The sequence below is a fragment of the Clostridium sp. CM042 genome (genome assembly GCF_055080995.1).
This window is the reverse complement of the sequence record NZ_CM143646.1, coordinates 1276401-1297003: the sequence shown is the minus strand read 5'-3', so window position 1 is coordinate 1297003 and position 20603 is coordinate 1276401. Positions and strand designations below refer to the sequence as shown.

Annotated in this window: 20 protein-coding genes and 1 pseudogene; 13 read left to right on the top strand and 8 right to left on the bottom strand. The window is 32.8% G+C overall.

Annotated elements, in window-relative coordinates:
• Window positions 1–36 precede the first annotated feature (36 nt).
• Complete coding sequence (locus ACWJJ7_RS06095) at window positions 37–468, top strand: DUF4829 domain-containing protein (protein WP_462964399.1); 432 nt, start codon at window positions 37–39, stop codon at window positions 466–468.
• A gap of 230 nt (window positions 469–698) precedes the next feature.
• Here the strand turns inward: ACWJJ7_RS06095 and ACWJJ7_RS06090 are convergent, their stop codons facing one another.
• Both ACWJJ7_RS06090 and ACWJJ7_RS06085 read right to left on the bottom strand, forming a co-directional pair.
• The gene (locus tag ACWJJ7_RS06090; protein ID WP_462964398.1) at window positions 699–1313 is read right to left on the bottom strand and encodes a DUF2812 domain-containing protein; all 615 of its coding nucleotides are present in this window, start codon (window positions 1311–1313) and stop codon (window positions 699–701) included.
• Window positions 1314–1794: 481 nt separating this feature from the next.
• A complete protein-coding gene (locus ACWJJ7_RS06085; RefSeq protein WP_462964397.1) occupies window positions 1795–2277 on the bottom strand; it encodes a DUF2975 domain-containing protein in 483 nt (160 codons plus the stop codon).
• A 1157-nt stretch (window positions 2278–3434) separates the two neighbouring features.
• On the opposite strand from ACWJJ7_RS06085, the gene ACWJJ7_RS06080 reads away from it, so the two are divergent.
• The 5 genes and pseudogenes from ACWJJ7_RS06080 to ACWJJ7_RS06060 all read left to right on the top strand — a co-directional run bounded on the left by ACWJJ7_RS06080 (window position 3435) and on the right by ACWJJ7_RS06060 (window position 8255).
• On the top strand, window positions 3435–4316 hold the full coding sequence (locus ACWJJ7_RS06080) for a reverse transcriptase/maturase family protein (protein ID WP_462964396.1): 882 nt from the start codon (window positions 3435–3437) through the stop codon (window positions 4314–4316).
• Window positions 4317–4824: 508 nt separating this feature from the next.
• Entirely contained in the window at window positions 4825–6069 is a 1245-nt protein-coding gene (gene ltrA, locus ACWJJ7_RS06075) for a group II intron reverse transcriptase/maturase (RefSeq protein ID WP_224578743.1), read from the top strand.
• Window positions 6070–6277: 208 nt separating this feature from the next.
• Window positions 6278–7069, top strand: coding sequence for a hypothetical protein (locus ACWJJ7_RS06070; RefSeq protein WP_462964395.1), 792 nt, complete (start codon window positions 6278–6280; stop codon window positions 7067–7069).
• Window positions 7070–7367: 298 nt separating this feature from the next.
• Complete coding sequence (locus tag ACWJJ7_RS06065; protein WP_462964394.1) at window positions 7368–7610, top strand: hypothetical protein; 243 nt, start codon at window positions 7368–7370, stop codon at window positions 7608–7610.
• Window positions 7597–8255, top strand: a pseudogene (locus tag ACWJJ7_RS06060) (Tn3 family transposase). The gene ACWJJ7_RS06065 and the pseudogene ACWJJ7_RS06060 overlap by 14 nt, the downstream one beginning before the upstream one ends.
• 299 nt (window positions 8256–8554) lie before the next feature.
• On the opposite strand, the gene ACWJJ7_RS06055 reads toward ACWJJ7_RS06060, so the two are convergent.
• Window positions 8555–9631, bottom strand: coding sequence for a HAMP domain-containing sensor histidine kinase (locus tag ACWJJ7_RS06055; protein WP_224578854.1), 1077 nt, complete (start codon window positions 9629–9631; stop codon window positions 8555–8557).
• Window positions 9628–10302 carry a response regulator transcription factor gene (locus tag ACWJJ7_RS06050; protein WP_462960731.1) on the bottom strand — a complete coding sequence of 225 codons (675 nt, stop codon included), beginning with the start codon at window positions 10300–10302 and terminating at the stop codon, window positions 9628–9630. Before ACWJJ7_RS06050 ends, ACWJJ7_RS06055 begins: the two co-directional genes overlap by 4 nt.
• Window positions 10303–10703: 401 nt before the next feature.
• Here ACWJJ7_RS06050 and ACWJJ7_RS06045 point away from each other — a divergent pair, with 401 nt between their 5' ends.
• From ACWJJ7_RS06045 to ACWJJ7_RS06015, 7 genes are all read left to right on the top strand, one after another.
• Complete coding sequence (locus tag ACWJJ7_RS06045; protein WP_462964393.1) at window positions 10704–11639, top strand: ABC transporter ATP-binding protein; 936 nt, start codon at window positions 10704–10706, stop codon at window positions 11637–11639.
• The gene (locus tag ACWJJ7_RS06040) at window positions 11617–12543 is read left to right on the top strand and encodes an ABC transporter ATP-binding protein (RefSeq protein WP_224578860.1); all 927 of its coding nucleotides are present in this window, start codon (window positions 11617–11619) and stop codon (window positions 12541–12543) included. Before ACWJJ7_RS06045 ends, ACWJJ7_RS06040 begins: the two co-directional genes overlap by 23 nt.
• Window positions 12536–13264, top strand: coding sequence for a hypothetical protein (locus ACWJJ7_RS06035; protein WP_462960733.1), 729 nt, complete (start codon window positions 12536–12538; stop codon window positions 13262–13264). Before ACWJJ7_RS06040 ends, ACWJJ7_RS06035 begins: the two co-directional genes overlap by 8 nt.
• Before the next feature lie 720 nt (window positions 13265–13984).
• Window positions 13985–14257 (top strand): hypothetical protein, encoded by a 273-nt coding sequence (locus ACWJJ7_RS06030; RefSeq protein WP_462960734.1) that lies wholly within the window; start codon window positions 13985–13987, stop codon window positions 14255–14257.
• 221 nt (window positions 14258–14478) lie between these two features.
• Complete coding sequence (gene amrA / locus ACWJJ7_RS06025) at window positions 14479–15411, top strand: AmmeMemoRadiSam system protein A (protein ID WP_462964948.1); 933 nt, start codon at window positions 14479–14481, stop codon at window positions 15409–15411.
• Window positions 15412–15422: 11 nt separating this feature from the next.
• A complete protein-coding gene (locus ACWJJ7_RS06020; protein WP_462964392.1) occupies window positions 15423–15731 on the top strand; it encodes a hypothetical protein in 309 nt (102 codons plus the stop codon).
• A 114-nt stretch (window positions 15732–15845) separates the two neighbouring features.
• The gene (locus ACWJJ7_RS06015; RefSeq protein ID WP_462964947.1) at window positions 15846–15968 is read left to right on the top strand and encodes an HNH endonuclease; all 123 of its coding nucleotides are present in this window, start codon (window positions 15846–15848) and stop codon (window positions 15966–15968) included.
• Between the two features lie 109 nt (window positions 15969–16077).
• On the opposite strand, the gene ACWJJ7_RS06010 is transcribed toward ACWJJ7_RS06015, so the two are convergent.
• From ACWJJ7_RS06010 to murQ, 4 genes are read right to left on the bottom strand one after another with little or no spacing between them, the layout of a single operon-like run.
• Entirely contained in the window at window positions 16078–16923 is an 846-nt protein-coding gene (locus tag ACWJJ7_RS06010) for a MurR/RpiR family transcriptional regulator (RefSeq protein WP_462964391.1), read from the bottom strand.
• A gap of 33 nt (window positions 16924–16956) precedes the next feature.
• Entirely contained in the window at window positions 16957–18036 is a 1080-nt protein-coding gene (locus ACWJJ7_RS06005; protein ID WP_462964390.1) for a DUF871 domain-containing protein, read from the bottom strand.
• Between the two features lie 28 nt (window positions 18037–18064).
• Window positions 18065–19426 carry a PTS transporter subunit EIIC gene (locus tag ACWJJ7_RS06000; protein ID WP_462964389.1) on the bottom strand — a complete coding sequence of 454 codons (1362 nt, stop codon included), beginning with the start codon at window positions 19424–19426 and terminating at the stop codon, window positions 18065–18067.
• A 17-nt stretch (window positions 19427–19443) separates the two neighbouring features.
• The gene (murQ, locus tag ACWJJ7_RS05995) at window positions 19444–20349 is read right to left on the bottom strand and encodes an N-acetylmuramic acid 6-phosphate etherase (RefSeq protein ID WP_462964388.1); all 906 of its coding nucleotides are present in this window, start codon (window positions 20347–20349) and stop codon (window positions 19444–19446) included.
• Window positions 20350–20603: the final 254 nt, after the last annotated feature.

Below are 20603 nucleotides of genomic sequence, written 5' to 3'. Positions count from 1 at the left end.
TTCATTAAATGACTTTAAAATGAAGAGGGTTTTTATATGAAAAAAATAATATCTTTTCTTTGTCTAATTTTAGTAGTATTATTTTTATTGGTTTATAAACAAGTTGGTAAAACCGACAATGATGTAGTAAGTATTGGAAAATCAGATAAGTTTAGCCAAGGGGAAATGAATGATGCAACAAATTGTGTAAAGAAAAAATTCAAGGATTTTAGGGGATGTAGTCTTACAAAATTATGGTATGACGAAAAGAAATCAAATTATTTTATTGGAGATTACTTGAAATATGGAAAAGGTTCAGCGAATGGTGTCAAGTCTGAGAATGTAATTGTTTTGCTTTCTACTTTTAATGTGGATTTTTCAGGAGGTGATGGGAGTTTTAATCCAAATTCAACTTATTCTAATTGGAATTGGACATTAATAAGGGATAGTAAAACAGGTAATTGGCGAGTTGACGATTGGGGATATTAAGACTAATACAACTGAAATGTTAGCAGTTTATTCAAGTAAGTAAACTACAACTTATTTCTTTGATTTAAATAAAGCCTGTATTTTTAAAATATCTTAATTAGGAAAAATATAGTTTAGATATTTGGGATGTGCTCGTTTGTTTAAAATAAAAAATATTTTACATATTAGGAATGGGAAAAACAAAAGACGTGAAAATTAAATTTCATGTCTTTTTCCTTTAATTATTAACATTATAAACAATTGTTTTTATTTTCAGTTAGACTTTTATTGTACATTTTTTTTGCTCTAAAGGCCCGATTACCGTATATTATTGATAATATAAGAAGAATTATAAAAGGCAGAAATCGTAAAATTACAACTGGGGTTTCAAAAATAAAAGCTCTCCAAAAGTCATCTCCATTTTTCTCCCATAGTCCAGGTGTTAAGTATCTCAAATTATTGGTTTTTAAACTAAACATATAAACTAACATACACACACAACTACAAATACACTGATCAATAAATCTTTTGTACCTTGCAAATTTTGATTCTGTATCTGAAAAAATATCCGACAAACCTATATTTGATAACTTAGGAATAAAATATTGTCCTCCTGATAATGATAATTGTGTTCCTGAAACATGCTCCCAACCAGCATCTTCAAATAAAATTTTATACTCCTCAAATTGTCTTTTACTTTTGAATACACGATAATCAACTCTATAATGCAAATCTACAGAATCTTCTTTAACAAAGGTATAAACTCCAAAAAAACTATATTTTTTAAGCACAAATCCACATTTAGCCATTTCATCTAAGTATTCTTCCTCTTTATCCATGTCTACGAACGTCTTAAATTTTCTCATGATTTTTGCTCCCTTCTACTATTAAACTACATTTTGAGAGATATTTATTAAATGCCTCATTCTAGCAATCTCCAGGTTTAATACCTCTTTCCCCTCATCAGTAAGCACATACACTTTTCTTCGTTTATCTTCACTTTCTACTGATCTTTAGCACTTAAAATAGCACAATATTTAATGGAAATAACGCATGTATTAACAAAAAAATACATACGTTATAATTTTTTTAAGGAAATATATTCAATTTTATATAATATATTTGTATATAAAATTTAGGCTCTGTTAGACAATAATGTTGATATGAGTATATTCACCTAAAAATGTGCTACCTCAGACCGTCAAATCACCGAAAAAGCCAGCTCAGGCACCAAAAATATGCACAATGCAAGAACTAGGATTCCTATAAAAATAGCAGCTAGCTTTAAAAAGTGTGTCGTAACTTGTTTCATAAAAAGAACATCACTAATTGAATTTTATCAAAACGTTAATCATTTTCTGGTTTTGTATTTAGAAGATTTTTTAATAGTTTTTGAAGCACGTCCACAATAGCGGTGATGATACTTGTTACTAAAATAGCCATTAGACTTAATGATATAGGACCTGCTGGGTCATCTCCTGAGATTTTAGCAATTACCTTTAAGGTTACTATCCCTAACACGATGAAGAAGATGGTTGTTAAACCACATTTCTTTATGACCTTCAAAGATTTAAGTGATAACTCGGAGAAAGCATTGTTCCTTTCAATATAGGTTAATAGTTTAAAATCTTGATACAATGCAACAGAAAACGCAATACAGCATCCATAAGCATATCCTAATAATGGATATAGCGAGTAGTCCCTTGGATGTGCTTTTGGTTCTCTAATGGCTAGCCTAGGTAACCAAAAGAGACACAAAGCAAGCACCGCAATTCCAATCAGAAAAATAATTACCTTTAAGAAAGTGGTTGAACCATGTTTAACATTCATTTAAAGCACCTCACTAACTTTATTCTAAAATGATTTTAACACATAATTTATCGTTTTACAATATATTGATATCGTTTTACAATATATTGATATCGCTTTTTATTATATTATTATTATTGTTAGTATTATATCCTTTTAATTTTGACAAAAATAAAATAAGTTTTGCCTGTATAAATTGTAAGTTAGATTTTAGTTAGCCATAATATTCTTTAATTGTGACAATAAGGTAGTCCGATATTGGACTACCTTATATTCGGGTACAGCTGACATACGTGGTGCGTCGCGACAGGGCGTATATTATAGCAGGTGGGAATCCTGTCAAGTTAAGATTTAGCAAATCGCTTTGTATCGAGTCTTAGAGATGTTGCGGTAACGTAACATTTTAAGCGTAGACAGAAAGTTAGCGAGGTAGAATTGACTGGGTGTGCGACCTTTTTAGTTAGCGAAAACGTTGTGTAGTAGTGACGATAAGCTTTCTAGGCTGATAGAATAGTTACTTAAGAAATGGTTTCTGTTAGTTAACTGATATTTTCGAGTCCGGCATAGGAGCCAATAATCTTATGGATACTGAGGCTTACTAATACTCCTGCCAGCGTTGCAGTAATGTAATGTTGCGAAGCATAGGTGAAGACGGAGACACTGGCTGTAAAGTCACACTTCGGGTACTGTTGCATATGAATATAATTTCCTTGTTGTTAAATTTCGTAATCAATGATGCCTATCCCTAGTTCAGATGGGAGGTTGAATTAATTTTTCTACTTCAATGTATATACCTGGGTACAGATGGAGGATAACCTTATGGTGGTTATAGATTAGGTGTAAAACCTAACCAGGTAAGAACTGAGAAAAACGGAGTAAAGAGGAGTTCTAAGTGCAATATTTAAGGAGAATATATCGGTAAAGGTGATTGACCTAACGGATAAGGATTAATAAGTCGATTCTGCAATGTTTGAGGACTAGTTGCACCGAAAGGGTAAGCTAAGAAAGAATATTAATAGGTTAACAGAGGGGCCGTAGTACCGCTTGGATATCATATTAAGAAATGTGGTAAAGGAAAGGGCCTTAGACGTTTTAGTGTATAAAATTATTTTTGTAAATTCTAATTCGCCAAATTAGATGAAAGAGACTATTCGTACAGAAAGGAGGTGGAGACTCCTATGAGTACAAACAATATTTATTATGTAGATATGAAAAAAAGATTTGAAAATTTCCAGAATAATAGAATAGATATGCGTAAACTGCACGAATTAGTTTGCTCGGAAGAGAATGTTATGTTAGCAGTAAGACAATTAGGGAAAAGTAAAGGTCGTATGACAAAAGGCCCTGATGGCTCAAACTATGATACTTTAACGGAACGATGTTTTTGTGAACTAGCAGTAATAGTTAGAGAGAGACTATATAACAAGAAAATGGATTATGTAAAACGTGTGTATATTCCTAAGGGGAATGGAAAGAGAAGACCAATAGGTATTTGCAGTGTGTGGGACAAACTAGTTGAGAAATGTATACAATTAGTTCTAGAACCGTACTGCGAAACTAAATTTGTTCCTAGTTCATTTGGATTTAGGGAGCAAGTATCTACACATAATGCAATAGCTAAAGTTAAAAATCAATGCACAACTATGCCTTATGTATTATCAGTTGATATGGAAGACTATTTTGGAACATTAGATGCTGATGTAATGTATAGAGAGTTATGGAGTATCGGTATTAAAGATAAAGTGATTTTGAATTATATATATCGTTTCATTAAAAAAGGATACTTTGAAAAAGGGTGTAAGATATATGACCCTAAAGGAAGTGCACAAGGAAGTATATTAGGACCTTTACTATCTAATATTTATTTGCATAGATTTGACGTTTGGTTAAGAGACCAAGGTGATGATTGGCATGATAAGAGTACGAAAAAGTTTGTTAATAGTAATGGTAACTGTAGAAGAAATATGAGATATACTAATTTGAAAATTGGTATTCATGTAAGATATGCTGACGATAGTGCGCCACGAAAGCGTGGTAATCAACTCGCAAGAGTTGATTAATATAGCTGTGCTATACAGATGATGGAGGAAGGTCCTCCGAAATCGCCATGCAGGTGGAGATTTCAAACTACCTTAAGGTGCTGTAATCAAAAGTTATGGTGCTTAGCGTTAAGGAAAAGGCAGAGGTAAATCTGTCAAGTATGTACTAAAGAGATGAACGAGCATGTGAATCACTTACGAAAATGTCGAAAGCGTAGAGACTCCATCAAAACCAGGGGGTAGTCGTTAACTTGGGATAAGCCTAGAGGAAACCTGTTTACTGGCTAGGCGGTGGGCGGCATAAAGGTGGCATGACTTTAGTATGGGCATTTGTATGGAACGTGGGAACCTACGGCTTGATGTTAAGAGAGTATTTCAAGCAGAAGAACTGTGAGAAAAGAGTATCGATGCAAGCATAGGGGCAGATTGGGTCGTAGTAGTGAAGAAACTTCTGTAATGGAAGTGGAGCAAAGGACTTCAAGTTATTCAGTTTCAGAAATAAGTCAACTTTGAAAAGGAGGAGGAGCTTATGATGGAAACAAAGCCGTTTAATATTTCTAAAAGAGCTGTAGTTACAGCTTACGAAAAGGTGAAAGCAAACAAGGGAACATATGGAGTTGATGGACAGTCAATTGAAGATTTTGAAAAGAACTTGAAAAATAATCTATATAAAATCTGGAATAGGATGTCATCAGGAAGTTACTTTCCCCAACCTGTAAAAGCAGTTGCAATTCCAAAGAAAAGTGGAGGAACTAGATTACTAGGGATACCGACTGTTGAGGATAGAATTGCACAAATGCTAGTTAAACTATACTTTGAACCAGAAGTAGAGACTATGTTTTATGAGGATTCCTACGGATATAGACCTAATAAATCTGCAATACAGGCACTTGATGTTACAAGAAAAAGGTGTTGGAGGAAAGATTGGGTCCTTGAATTTGATATAAAGGGACTATTTGATAATATCAAACATGACATTTTAATTAAAATGGTAAAAAAACATACAAATGAAGAATGGATTATTCTATATATTCAAAGGTGGTTAACTGCACCATTTCAAATGGAAACGGGAAAACTAGTGCCAAGAATCTCTGGAACTCCGCAAGGGGGTGTCATAAGTCCAGTACTTGCGAATCTGTTTTTACATTATGTGTTTGATGATTTTATAACAAAAGAATTCAAAACAATTCCGTGGGCAAGATACGCAGATGATGGAATAGCACACTGTGTATCCCTAAAACAGGCTAAATATCTACAAAGACGGTTGCAAGAAAGGTTCGAAGAATACGGATTGCAACTGAACCTTGATAAAACAAAGATTGTATACTGTAAAGATGATGATAGAAAGGGAGATTATCCAAATATATCATTTGACTTCCTAGGGTATACATTTAAGCCTAGAGGCGCAAAAAGTAAATATGGAAAGTATTTTACAAGTTTCTTACCAGCGATAGCAGATAATGCAAAGAAAAGAATTAGGAAAGAAGTAAGAAGTTGGAGAGTACAGTTGAAGGTAGATAAAGACTTGTGGGATATATCAAGTATGTTTAATAAAAAGATACAGGGGTGGATTAACTATTATACACATTTCTATAAAACGGAAATGTATTCAGTATTAAGATATATCAATAATGCTTTAGTAAAATGGGTTCGAAGAAAGTATAAGAAACGAAAACATAAACGAAGAGCAGAATATTGGTTGGGAAGTATTGCGAAAAGAGATAGAAATTTGTTTGCACACTGGAAAATGGGAATATTACCAACGACTGAATGATGGGAGCCGTATGAGCTGAGAGGTTCACGTACGGTTCTGAGAGAAACTAAGGGTGAAGTTCCCTTGGTTTACTTACTTACTTATACTTTGTGAAAGTAAATATCACGCTGAAAAATTTAAATATAGCGTAAATAGGTACTTAACAAAGAACTTGAAATTGAAAATCAATCAAAATAAGACGAAAATATATGATTTGAATAATGATAAAATGAAATATCTAGTATATAACTTTAGTTTAAGGAAAGTGAATAATAAATATAATAAGACTAGAAATATGCATTGTGTCAATGACTTACCAGAAGATAAAGCAGATATAATTGTTAATGAATGTAGAAAAAAGTTGAGTAGGATTAAGAAAGAACCTAAATATGAAAACATAATGGCTTGGAATATCTATATAATAGGGTTACATAACTATTTTATAGGGATGAATGAATTTAACGAAAGCTTTGGAAAGCTAGGATGGCGGATTTACAAGAAATTTTATAACACAATGGAGGATAAAACTACATTTACAACTAATCAAGAATCTAAGGATAACTTTATGAATGGAAAATATAATAGTTGGGGTAAAACTGGATACTATTTGTATGGAAGTAGTAAAATTCCTATAGTGCAGATAGGTTGGGCTAATTGGGATAGTAATCTAACACATGCTATTAGAGGTAAAGTAACTAGGCCTAACCCATATGATTATGGAGAAAAGAAAAATCATAAACCTGGAGTTTCACTGGAAGATATAAAATATCTAGTAGAAAATGCGAAGTGGTCAAATGAGAGCAGTAAGTATTGTGAGTTTAGAATTAGCAAATATAGTAGTTGCAAAGGTAAAAGCTATTTGTCGGGCGATTTTGTGTCTGTTGAAGAATATCATTGTCACCATAAAACACCACGTGGTAAAAACGGCAAAGATACGTTTACCCGTACAGTTTGGGAGAGGGGAAAAAGCCGAGGTAAAAATATCGGAGCTTTACCTATTCTCATGGTAACCCAGCAGTGAATGGTATTGAGCTTCGAAAAGTTGGTCAATGATGTGGCAGAAACGTTCACGTACGTGGAAAGCAACATTTATTTGTGCGTTAAAGCGAGTGCAAATAAACGCATCCGTAGTCAGAGGCCCTACCTAGCTAAACATTGAGAATATACGGAAACTCGGGGAGATCCTACTTGGTCTTTTCAAATGAAAAGTATGCAGTACAAACTGAAGAAGTAAGGAACGCAAATGCTAGTAGGAAGTCGGATACTCTCATAGTACTAAAGATAACGGGTAATTCCGGAGGAAGGAAGGAGAGTAACATATGAAATCGCTTAAAAGAGAAACACTGCCCAGGTTTAGAACTGGAATAACAGTGAGAACAAAACTTGTAAGCATAGCACAAGTAGCTCGCAGAAATAAAGAAGCAAAATTCTGTTCATTGGCTTATTTAATGAACAAGAATACTTTAACAGAATCATTCAATAGACTGAATGGCTCGGCCTCTGCGGGTATAGATAAGGAAACTAAAGAAAGTTATAGGATTAACTCATTTGCTTGGGTTTAGATTTGCACCAAGACTTAGAGATATATCAGATTGCAAATTATATTATGTTGAAAAAAAGAAGAGTTTAAAAATATCCAATCAGTTATAAAAGGTAAGATAAATATTAATATTATAAAAGAGAATTTTGATGATATATTGAAACTTGCCCATTCAATAAAACAAGGTAAAGTATCAGCATCATTAATAATGAGTAAATTAGGCTCCTATTCAAGACAAAATGGTTTAGCGAAGGCATTAAGTGAAATTGGAAAGATAGAAAAAACAATTTTCATATTAGATTATCTTTCGGATGAGAATTTCAGAAGAAAAATCAATACGGGATTAAATAAAGGTGAAGCAATAAATGCTTTGGCTAGAGCTTTATTTTTTGGAAAACACGGAATGCTTTATGATAAAGATATTCAAGGACAAGTACAAAGAGCTACTGCTCTCAGCATGATTATAAATTCAATAACTCTTTGGAATACATTATATTTATCTAAAGTTATTGAGAAACTAAAAGAAACAGAAGAAGTTAATGAATTATATATGAAGCATATTTCTCCTTTAGGATGGGAACATATAAATTTTATTGGACAGTATAGTTTTGATGATAATTATGATTATGATTTAGTAAATAATATGAGACCATTAAAAGCAATCTAATAAAAAAACAGTTACCTATTTCAATTATTGAATTTATGGTAACTGTTTTTTCTTAATGGGACTTTTGCACAAATTGCGAGCACTACCCCATTATAGTATCATATGGATACTATAATGAAGAAGAAAATTTACAGTTAAGAATATTGCACATCAGGTAAAAGTAACTTACTATGATAGAACATTATTTACTTTAAAATTATTTTATTTTTAATGTATAGTAAAATATTTATTGTAACATTATCTATATAACCAATGGTCTCAATGACAAGAGAAAATAATTTCCAAGATGATCAGCTATATTATACTCTTTCATTCGGCAGTAAAATGGTAAATATGCTACCTTTTCCAAGTTCGCTCTGCACTTCTATGGTACCGCCGAACAGCTCTACAATTCGTTTTACAATGGCAAGACCCAGGCCATTTCCCGCTTTGGAGTGAGAAGTATCGCCCTGATAAAATTTATCGAAAATGTGAGCTTTAGTCTGTTCATCCATACCGGCTCCATTGTCCTGAATGGAAAACCGGATGCCACCGGTTGAATTTAAAAGACTTACACTGATAAGTCCTCCCTGATAAGAGAATTTGACTGCATTATCCAACAGATTAATCCAGATTTGCTGTGTTAAGTCGTCGTTTCCGTTAAAAATCACTTTATCCAGTTCTACATTTACAAAAATCTCTTTTACAGACCACTTCGGTTCTGTCATAATAATTGACCTTCTGATCTGCTCATCCAGTCTAAATAGGGATTTATCTGAAATGATTTCAACGTATTCATATTTAGACAGATTAAGAACATTGGTGGAAAGTTCCGCCAGACGTTCAGATTCAGCAATAATAATATCAAGGTATTCTTGTTTTTCTTCCTCACTGAGATTACTGTTTTTAAGCAACTTGGCAAAACCTCGGATGGATACAATGGGTGTTTTGAATTCGTGGGAAAAGTTATTGACAAAATCGCTGCGGAGCATTTCGAGGGATGACAGATCATGTATCATTTTATTGAAGCTCTGTGATAATTCTTCCAACTCGCCAACGCCTTTGATATCCAGGTGAGGGCTAAAATCACCCTCGGCGATCTTGTGTGTGGCGTCAATCACTTTGCGGATGGGACCCAGCGCTTTTTTACTAAAAAAAATGGTGATTGTTATTCCAAGAAAAATACAGAACCCGATTAGTGCAAATAAAAATCCGTAAAGCTTGTCTCCGCGTATGTTCGTACTGTCGGTGTTTGATAATGAAAGCAAACCTATATGGTGAAATACCATCATAATGAATATAGTCAACATGAGTGCTGATATCATGACTGCAAAAACAAACAATACTAGTGAGGTGGTAAGGTTCAACTTTTTTTTGATTACATTTTGGTGTTTCATACCTTTTTAACCGCTTTATATCCGATCCCGCGCACCGTTATAATTTCAAACTCCGTCCAATCCCTGAACCTGTCCCTTAAGCGGTTAATATGCACATTAAGTGTGTGGTCATCGGTTTCGGATTCCATTCCCCATATCTCATCCATGAGCTGTAAACGGGTAAATATCATGTTTGGGTATGAGAGCAGCTTGAATAAAAGGTAAAATTCCTTTTGCGGCAGTGTAAACACTTCATGCTCACGGGATACGGTAAGCGTATCATAATCAAGCACTGCTTCGCCGATAGTGAGCTTATGATCACTTGATATTTGTGACCTGCGGAGTAGCGCTTTGATGCGCAGCACCATTTCCCGCTCATCAACGGGTTTGATCATATAATCATCTGTGCCAGCAATAAAACCCTGTCGTTTGTCCTTCGGAGACTGTCTTGCTGTCACCATTAAAATCGGCAGGTTTTTCCACGATAGTCGAAGCTGTCTTGTCAGCTCGTATCCGCCCATGTTTGGCATCATTAAATCCAGAATAACAAGATCAACGTGCTGTTTATCCATAATTTCAAGTGCGGCTACACCATCATTCGCTTGCAATGTTTCAAATCCATTTTGTTTTAAAACTGCGCACATCAGTTTTCTTGTGTTTGTATCATCTTCAACAACTAATATTCTGACCATTATGAACACCTCCATTTATATAAGTATAGCATAAAATAATGACTCTAAAATATCAACTGAATATCAACAGAAATTGTGATTTTTGTTGATATTCAGTTGATATTTATCTAGTAAACTAATGCATATAACGCAAAAGGAAGTGAATTCTATGTTGGACTCAAACTAAATAATGTACAAAGAAACTATAGGAACGGAGAAAATGTTGCCATTTTGAAAGAATTGTCACGAGGATTTGTTTTCCAAATCCATATCATGAATTGGGCATCAAACCTCATTGTGGAATGTTGAGATTGCTTTATTATGATGTGATCTATAAAGAATGTAAAAAAAAGCAAGCTGTTGGAATAATAAAAATTAGCGGGCATGAACGGCATGACCCTTCAGGAAAGGAGAAAATAAATTTGGAATATATAGAAGTAAGTCATTTGACTAAGGATTATGGTCATGGAAGAGGAATATATGATGTTAGTTTTAAAGTCTCAAAGGGTGAGACCTTAGGTTTTCTTGGACCAAATGGTGCAGGAAAATCTACAACGATGAGACAGCTTATGGGATTTTCAAAACCGCAAAGTGGAACCGCAGAAATATTAGGAATGAACTGCAGTGAAAAGTATAGTGAAATATTGAAGCATGTAGGTTATCTTCCAGGTGAAGTTGCACTTCCTGATGGACAAACAGGATGGCAGTTCATAAAAATGATGCAGGGATTACGTAAAAACGGAAATAATGATGAAAGAATTAAGTATCTTATAGACAGATTTCATATGGATCCTTCACCAAATGTGAAACTTATGAGTATAGGGGAAAAAAGGAAACTGGCTGTTATTGCAGCCTTTATGGGTGATCCTGATGTATTACTTTTGGATGAACCCACAAGTGGTCTGGATCCAGTTATGCAAGAAGAGTTTATTAATTTTATTCATGATGAAAAGGAAAGAGGAAAAACAATCCTTCTCTCTAGTCATATATTTAGTGAGATTGAAGAATTATGCGACAGGATAGCCATTATAAAGGAAGGAAAGATATTAACAATTCTTAATGCAATAGATGTAAAACATGGATTAAGGAAAGAATTTAATGTCATTCTCAAAACAAAGGATGAATATAATCATTTTTTAAATGAAGGATTTGAAATAACTTATAAAAATGATAAATCTAATAAAGTTGTAATAGTTATGGAAGATGCAATGACAAATAAATTCCTAGAAACGATTGCAAAATACAATGTTACTGGGTTTTCAGAGGCTTCTATAAGTCTTGAAGATTTTTTTATGCATTTCTATAAGAATGATAAAACGTTTGGAGGTGTTAAAAGTGGAAGAAATCATAAAAGTTGAACACATTACCAAGGATTACGGTAATGGAAGAGGAATCTTCGATTTTAATTTTAGCGTTAAGAGAGGCCAGATATATGGGCTTGTAGGAACAAACGGTAGTGGAAAAACAACTACACTTCGTAGTATGATGGGATTCGTAAAGCCTGATAAGGGCAATGTTTCCATACTTGGCATGGATGCATGGAAAGACGCTTTTGAGATTAAGAAGTTTATAGGTTATGTTCCTGGTGAAATTGATTTTCCTGACGTTGGTACTGGGACTACATTTTTAAAACTCCAGGCAGAATTTCTTGGTATAAAAGATATGACATATACTAATGAACTTATAGATATGTTTAAACTTGATACAGATGCAGAACTTAGAAGAATGAGTAAGGGGATGAAGCAAAAAACTGCATTAGTTGCAGCATTTATGTCAAAACCAGATATTCTTTTGTTGGATGAACCATCTACTGGGCTTGATCCTCTTATGAGGGATATGCTCATTGAGCTTATACTTGAACATAAGCGTTTAGGTAAGACAGTATTCATGAGCAGTCATATTTTTAAGGAACTGGAAGCCACATGTGATGCTGTTGCATTCATACATAATGGCCATTTTATAAATTTTGTAGAAAGGTCAATGCGTGATCCAGACATGGCTAAGATCTACAAGGTTGGATTTGAGGATACAAATGAATATGAGAAATTTGCAAACAGCAAAAAATTTAAGATACATCGTAAGAATGATAACTATAAACATCTAATGCTGTTTGTAGATGATGGCAACATAAATGAACTGTTTGCCGAACTTGCAAAATACAACATACGATATATCAAATATATTCCATATACATTGGAATTCTATTATACACAAATTATTGAAAAGGAAATAAAGATACAGGAGGGAAATAAAAATGTTTAGTTTACCATTATTTAAGCAGTCAATAAAATCAAATTGGGGAATTTGGCTTGTTATGACAGTTATTATGGATTTAATTCTTTTACAGCTTACGTCCATGAAAGGAATTGCTAGTTCAGGATTGGTTGATACAATGTTTTACGGCATGCTTGGTATAGTACTTCCTACTATTTATGTAATGGTTACAGCGAATAAACTTCTTGCAGCACAGGTTGACAAGGGTTCAATGGCATATATACTTTCAACACCGACAAAACGTTCAACTGTAGCATCTACACAAATAATATTTATGCTTCTTTCGCTGTCGGTAATGTTTTTATCTACAACACTTGTTCATACCATTACTAGTGTAGTTATTCAAGACAGTATTGCATTAAAAACAGTTATTGAACTAAATCTTGGTGCATTTGTATGTGTAGCTGCATTGGGCGGAATCTGTTTTATGTTTTCAGGAATATTTAATCTTTCCAAAAATGCTACAAGTTCAGGCGGATTAATTTGTATAATATTTATGATGTTTAATATGCTGAAAATGTTCTCAGAGTCTGGTGTTAAAGGATTTGATAGCTTTAAATATTTTACAATAGTATCTTTATTTGATGTAGAGGGTATCACTTCGGGGGGGAATGCATGGATATGGAAGATATGTCTTCTTCTTTGTATAGCAGTAATTACTTATACAGTCGGTTCGATTTCATTTCAAAAAAAAGATTTACCCTTATAGAAACAATTAATATTAAAAAATGTATTTGTAATAAGAATTATATCCTAATGTTGAAATTTCTTGATAGTAATAAAAATAGTTAAAGACTTTGAAAAGATTCCAAAATTGCAATCTACGATAAAGAAAACATGAGTAAAATCCAAATGGCAATTGAGTTTATAAAATCCTTACCACAACCAGCGAATAAATGTTATGTTTTATGTGATAGTTGGTTCATATGGGGAGCCGGATGCCTAAGTGCGACAAGAAGTGGCTTCTTCTTGTAATAATATTAGTGCAGAGTAATCTGCTGTCTTAGTAGTAAAGACATTCCCATCTGAAACTGCGTCAGAAGTAACTCTGGGGTGGGTTGCATGAGGAAAAGCCTAATTGATTATCTAATATCCAAGATGGTCATGGGCAAGGGAAAGAATGGTAAGGTCTATGATTAAGCGTCGTTAACGGCAGCAATAGATAGGATATGATTAGATATTGCATTACAGATAGGAAAATGCAACTTTGGACGTGCATATGCAACTACCCAAATATCTGTCGGTGTATTGATTAGACCTAACCCATTCGCAACTAATGGAAGTCAAACTTGATAAGCCCTATGGAGTCCATGGAAATGGTAGGTCGACCGTAAGGAAGATACAACTCTTTAGAGGGTAAAGGAACGTTAGAAAAAGCAAAAGCTACTATGGTGTAAACCAACAGAAATAAGAAATAACTGTGTAGATAATGTCAAATGACATACCCGAAAGGGTGCCGACTTCTAACTGGTGTACAACACGGAATAAAGCGAAAAGTAAAAGAACTACAAAGATTGCTGAAACCTTTGATAGAGATAGATTAGCTAAGACATATAATAATGGAATTTCTAGTGCTTTACCAGTAGAAAACGTAAATGCCTTTGGTGCTGGTGGGATTTATTCAAGTGCAGAAGATTTATGTACTTTTGCAACAACTTTCACTAAAAATTCAAATGGAATCCCTAAAGGCAATGGAGAATAAGGAATATCTAAAAGGTATTTGGTCAGAAGATACTGATAATACATTGGGCTACGGATTAGGCTGGGATAGCGTAAATTTCTATCCATAATTCGTAAAAGAGATAAATGGGAAAATTTATATTAAGCAAACCGGCTATGCAACTTTTCCATTTCTAGGTCAAACAATATCAAGTTTGTATGTAGCACAAAAAGAGGATGTAAATAAATTAACAGCTTAGTCCTATACAGTTATATAAATTTGGTAAACTCATTAAAGAGGCAATAGAGGAGAGCAATGAAAATGCCGTATTTATTGGAAGTGGTGATCTTTCACATCATATTAAAGATGAAGGGCCTTATGATTATAATCCCTATGGAAAAGTGTTTGATGCCGAAATAATAAGTCTATTAACAAAAGGTGATGTAGCAGGGGTATTTAATATAAATCCAGAAATGGTTGAAAATGCTGGAGAATGTGGCTTAAGGTCTTATTATATAATGCTTGGAGCAATGGAAGGTAATGAAATAAAGGGAGAACTCCTTTCCTATGAAGGCACCTTCGGGGTGGGCTATGCAGTAATGAAATTTGACCTTAAAAACAGTGATAGAGATATATTATCAGAAATTACTAATGAAAAAAGAAAAAAATATGAGGAAAGAGTAAATAACGAAGATGTTTATGTTAGGCTTGCCAGAGAAAGTCTTACTCATTATCTAATAGAGGGTAATTTCATGGATCAACCAAGCTATGTAACAGAGGAAATGATAAATAATAAAAGAGGGGTATTTGTGTCTCTTAAAAAATTTGGACAGTTAAGGGGCTGCATAGGTACAATTTTTCCCGTAACAGAAAGTGTAGCAAGTGAAATAATGCGAAATGCCATTGAAGCAGGAGAAGAGGACCCAAGGTTTAGTCATGTATCGGAGGGAGAACTTGAGGATATTGTGTTTTCCGTAGATGTTTTAACGGAGCCTATAGCAGCTTTAAAAGAACAACTAGATCCAAAAAAATATGGAGTTATTGTGAGAAGCGGTAGAAAGAGTGGACTACTATTACCAGATCTTGCTGGTGTTAAGACCATAGGGGAGCAGATAAGTATAGTATTAAATAAAGCATCAATTTCCCCAAATGAAAAATATTCTATAGAAAAGTTTGAGGTTATAAGGCATAAATAGGAGTGGTAATTATGGAAAAAGAAGCTTTGTTTTATGAAAAACAAGGAGAGGTAGTTTATTGCAAACTTTGCCCTCATAATTGCCATATTCCAGCAGGCGGTCATGGCATATGTAATGTACGGGTAAATAATGCAAAAGAAAATCCAATATCATCATTAAATCCCATAATATCTTGCAAAAAGAATATAAACATTAGAGATATAAAAAATGAAAAGAAATATTTAAATAAATTTATAATACCTGTAATAATAGATTTAAAAGAAATAATTTATATCACATCCTATTTTAAAAGTTCAATGGCAAGAAATGATATCCTTTGAAAATTTTATATTATTTACCCGTTACACCAGAATAAACAGGTCTAGCACCAATAGTATTATACTATTTAAAACTTTATTGTAAAATATATAGGTATATACATATCATAAGCATTTATTGAAGTACATCATGTAAGAAAGCTTAAAGGTTTAAGTGGAATAAAGAAATGGGAAAAAGTAATGATGGTTAAAAACAGAAAAACTCTAGTTAGTAAGTTGTCATCAAATGATATATTTTAATACACTTTTTTATACCCAAAGCAATAAAATAAAAAACTACCTATTAAAAATAATATTAAATCATACTAGATAACATCTAGGTTTTTCACACCAATATACTTAACTTCCCCTATTTATACAATTCTTTAACTGCTTTTCTTGTTTCAATTAAAATTTCTTCTACTTCTTTTATATTATTTCTAACCATTCCTATAAATAACATGTCTATTAGTGCTAGCTGTGATATTCTCGAGCTAATTGCACCTTCCCTTAAAGATTTTTCTACTGCTGGCACACGTAATACTACATCTGAGATGTCAGCTATCTTATTATTTACACTAGCCTTTGTTATTGCTATTACTGGAACATTCCTTTTTTTTGCATTTTCTACACATTTAATAACTTCCCTTGTTTCCCCTGAGTAGGATATTGCTATTGCTACATCACCTGGCTCCATTAATATAGATGAGGTTATTTGCAAATGTGTATCTGTATGTGATATACATCTCTTATTTATCCTGCTTAACTTATAATAAAGATCTTGACCTACTAAAGCTGATACTCCTACACTAAATATATATATATTTTTAGCATTTATAAGTAATTCTATTGCATTATCTAGTTCTTCTTCCTTTAACAATCTAACTGTCTGTTCCATGATAGAATCTACTGAATTTTTTATTACATGAATTATATTTTTTGTTCCTAAATCTTTATCTAAGTATTGAAACTCTATATCCTGATCCATTTTATCTAAATTTATAGATAACTTAAGCTTCATTTCATTTAAGCTATTAAAACCTATTTTTTTAGCAAACCTAACAACTGTTGGAGCTGATGTTTTAGTAGTATAGGCTATATCCTTAGCTGACATTGATATGATACTTTCCTTAGTTTCTAATAAATAATCTGCTATTAATTTTTCACTATCTGTAAAACTATCGTAATTTTGCCTTATATATTGTAATACGTTCATAATATCACGCCCTATTTACATTTGATGGTAGCTCTAATTATTTACTATATTAAAGTAAAATTTTCTACCACCCTTTATATATTTTAATAGATAAATATGCTTTTGTAAAACAGAAGCTACAACATTTGTCCTATAATCACTCTTTTGACTTGTTTTTAATATTTGTAATTCTCCCATATACCTCATGTAATTTTCGTTATCTATAATAATATCTCCATAATTTTTATCCACTGTATTTAATGCCTTTATTTTGTTTTCATTAAGAACTAATCTACTTTCACTAGCTCTTATAGCATCTCTAGCCTCATCTTCTCTTTGGGTGTAAGTTTCAGTAAGTAATTTTAGGGTTACATTATCATATTCTTTTAATTCTATAAAAAGCTCTACTGCATCTGGATTTAATCCAGATAAATCTTCTAGTTCTTTTTTGCTTGGTAGTGAATCACCTATAAATACAGATTTATTTCCTAATGCAAACAAATGATTCGCAGCCTCTCTTACCTCTACACCTCTATGATCTTCTAAACTTGGTAAGCCATCATATAATGGGCCTCTTTTTCTATTATTTGATTGTACAAAAGCAGAAGCTTCTATTCCTCTTTTACTTAAAATAGTATTTTTCTCTTTCATACATTCTTCTGAAATACCTGTACCCACTCTTGGATAAAAATTATGTAATGCATCAACATTTTTATAGTTAGGGGAATATCTATCTAGGTTTTCAAAAAAATCTTTAGTTATTGTTGATGCATTTAGTTGAATTTTAATTCCATAAGTGTTTTTGCTCATTTTAGATATTTCTTCTTCTGTATATCCAAAATCTATTCTTATAGTCTTAACCCCCATATCACATAGTCCCTTCAAATCCATATCATTTAAGTCTAAAAACTTAAATGTGTTAGGAGAAATATCACTTATTATATCCATATTATAGTTTTTAGCCAACTTGAAAAATTCTTGTGCCTCAGTCTTTAAAATGCTATAATTTGCCTCTGGTATATGAAATGAGGTAAATATTCTAGTAAATCCAAGTTTATGAGCATCATTTAATAATTTTATATTTTCTTCCTTTGTATTGTCTAGTCCAAAATAAATAGAAAAAGCATAACTCATAAAAATCCCTCCTTCAAATCATAAATTGCTATTCTACTGGATCTTCAAAACCTAACATGTTAGTAAAGAAATATCCACCTATATAGGATACCAATACACCTAATAAGAATACTGGCATTTTTCCATTTGCAATTAATAATGCGAGTGGTAATCCTGATACACCTAATGCAACTGCTCCTACCTTAAATATTGCCATAACCGCTCCACCTAGTGCTGCTCCAAAACAAGCCCCAACAAATGGCTTTCCAAGTGGTAATGTTACTCCATATATTAATGGCTCTCCTATTCCTAAAAATCCTGGTATTAATCCATTTTTAGCTACTTTCCTTAATCTTTCATTTTTTGTTTTTCGGAGTACTGCTATAGTAGCTCCTACTTGTGCCATTCCAGCTGTTGCTAATATAGGAAGTAATACTGTAAATCCAACATTAGCTATTAAATCTGCATGTATTGGAGTTAATGCTTGGTGCATTCCTGTCATAACGAGTGGTAAGAATAACCCTCCTGATATTGCTCCTGATATAACTGATATTATCATATTATCTGATGCTATGGTTTGAGCTACGACTAAGCCTATACTATCTGAAATAAATCCCCCTATTGGTTGGAGTATAAATAATGCTACTAAAACTGAAATTGTAAGTGTAACGAGTGGTGTAACGAATAAATCCAATACATCGGGTACAAACTTCCTACAAACCTTTTCAATGTAACATGCTAAACTTACTACTAATATTACTGAAATAATTCCCCCACGTCCTGGAGTTAATGCTGTTCCAAAAAGAGTTATCGTTGCAAGTGCTGGCGATGAAAGGATACCACCTAATACTCCACCCATCATTGGCATTTGTGAACCGAATTCTTTAGCTGCATTTACACCAACTAAAATTGATAATATAGAGAATACTCCATTGCCTATAAGAGCTATTATTTGAGCTGCAGTTGTGGTTTTATATACATCTCCAAAATATACTCCTGCTATATTATTAACCGCAAGTACAAGCCCAGAAGCTACGAATAGTGGTATTAAGGGAATAAATATATTCCCTAGTTTTTTTAGTATGTTTTTAAACTTAGTATCATTCTTTTCTTTTAATTTACTTTTAGTTTCTGCTACTGCATCTTCCCCTAAAACTACATTTCCCCCAAGTATTTTTGTGACTTCTTCAGTTATCTTATTTACCTTGCCTGGTCCATAAATAACTTGTAATTGTCCCTCGGACTCAACCACTCCAAGGGCTCCTTCGGATTTTTTTATTTCATCTATTTTAGCTTTTGAAAAATCTTTAAGTTCTAATCTGCATCGAGTCATACAGTTTGTAACAGATTTTATATTATTTTTCCCTCCAACTAGCTCCACTAAATTTTTAGCTATATCTTTATTTACCATAATATTTCCTCCCTATTTTAGATATTATTTAGTGCTTTTGCTATATATCCTTTATTTTCGTCTAATATGATTTTTGCTTCCTCTTTACTAAGATTTGATAATATCATGAATATTGATAGCTTAACATCAAAATCTGTTTTATTTAATATTTCTGATGCTTCTTCAATAGCTATTCCTGTTGCTTCGCAAATTATTAACTTAGCTCTCTCAATTAGTTTTTCATTTGTTGATTTTACATCTACCATAAGGTTGCCATATACTTTACCTAGCTTTATCATAACTCCTGTTGATAACATATTTAATACTAGTTTTTGAGCTGTTCCTGATTTTAATCTTGTTGATCCTGTCACAACTTCTGCTCCAACTACTGGTTCTATTGATATTTTCGATGCCTTCGAAACTTGTGAATTAGCATTACAAGTAACTGAAATGGATAATGCTCCTATTTCATTTGCATACTCTAGTCCTCCTATAACATATGGAGTTCTACCTGATGCTGCAAGTCCTACTATTGTATCATTCTCTGTTATATTTTTATTTTTCAAATCTTTTACTGCGAGTTCCTTAGAATCCTCAGCTCCTTCCATTGCACTAAACATAGCTTGTTTACCACCTGCTATAATCCCTTGTACTAGTTCTTCAGAAATTCCATATGTAGGTGGACATTCCGATGCATCTAAAATTCCAAGTCTTCCAGAAGTTCCTGCACCTATATAAATTAATCTCCCTCCTTTATACATTCTTTCAACTATACAATCTATGGCTTCTACTATTTTAGGAAGTTCCTTTTCCACGGCTTCTGCTACCTTTTTATCTTCGTTATTTATTTTTTTTACCATTTCTAAGGTTGAAATCTTATCTATGTCCATGGTATTTTCATTTCTACTTTCTGTTGTTAGTTTTTTTAAGTTTAATATATCCATATTTCCTCCTTTATTACTGATCATTTTTCTTTTGTGTACGGTTTCATCTTATGAGCTTATATTAGCATAATTGAAATTGCATTTCAAGTATTTTTTAAAAAAAAGTTATTTCGTTTCATACTTTTCATTAACCAAGTCCTAAAACATATTCATGTTATTATTTTCTACATATTTAACATAAATATTCTGTATAAGTAATTTTAATCAACATCCTATTTTTTTAGAAGCTCAAATTATAATATTAAATTCAAAAT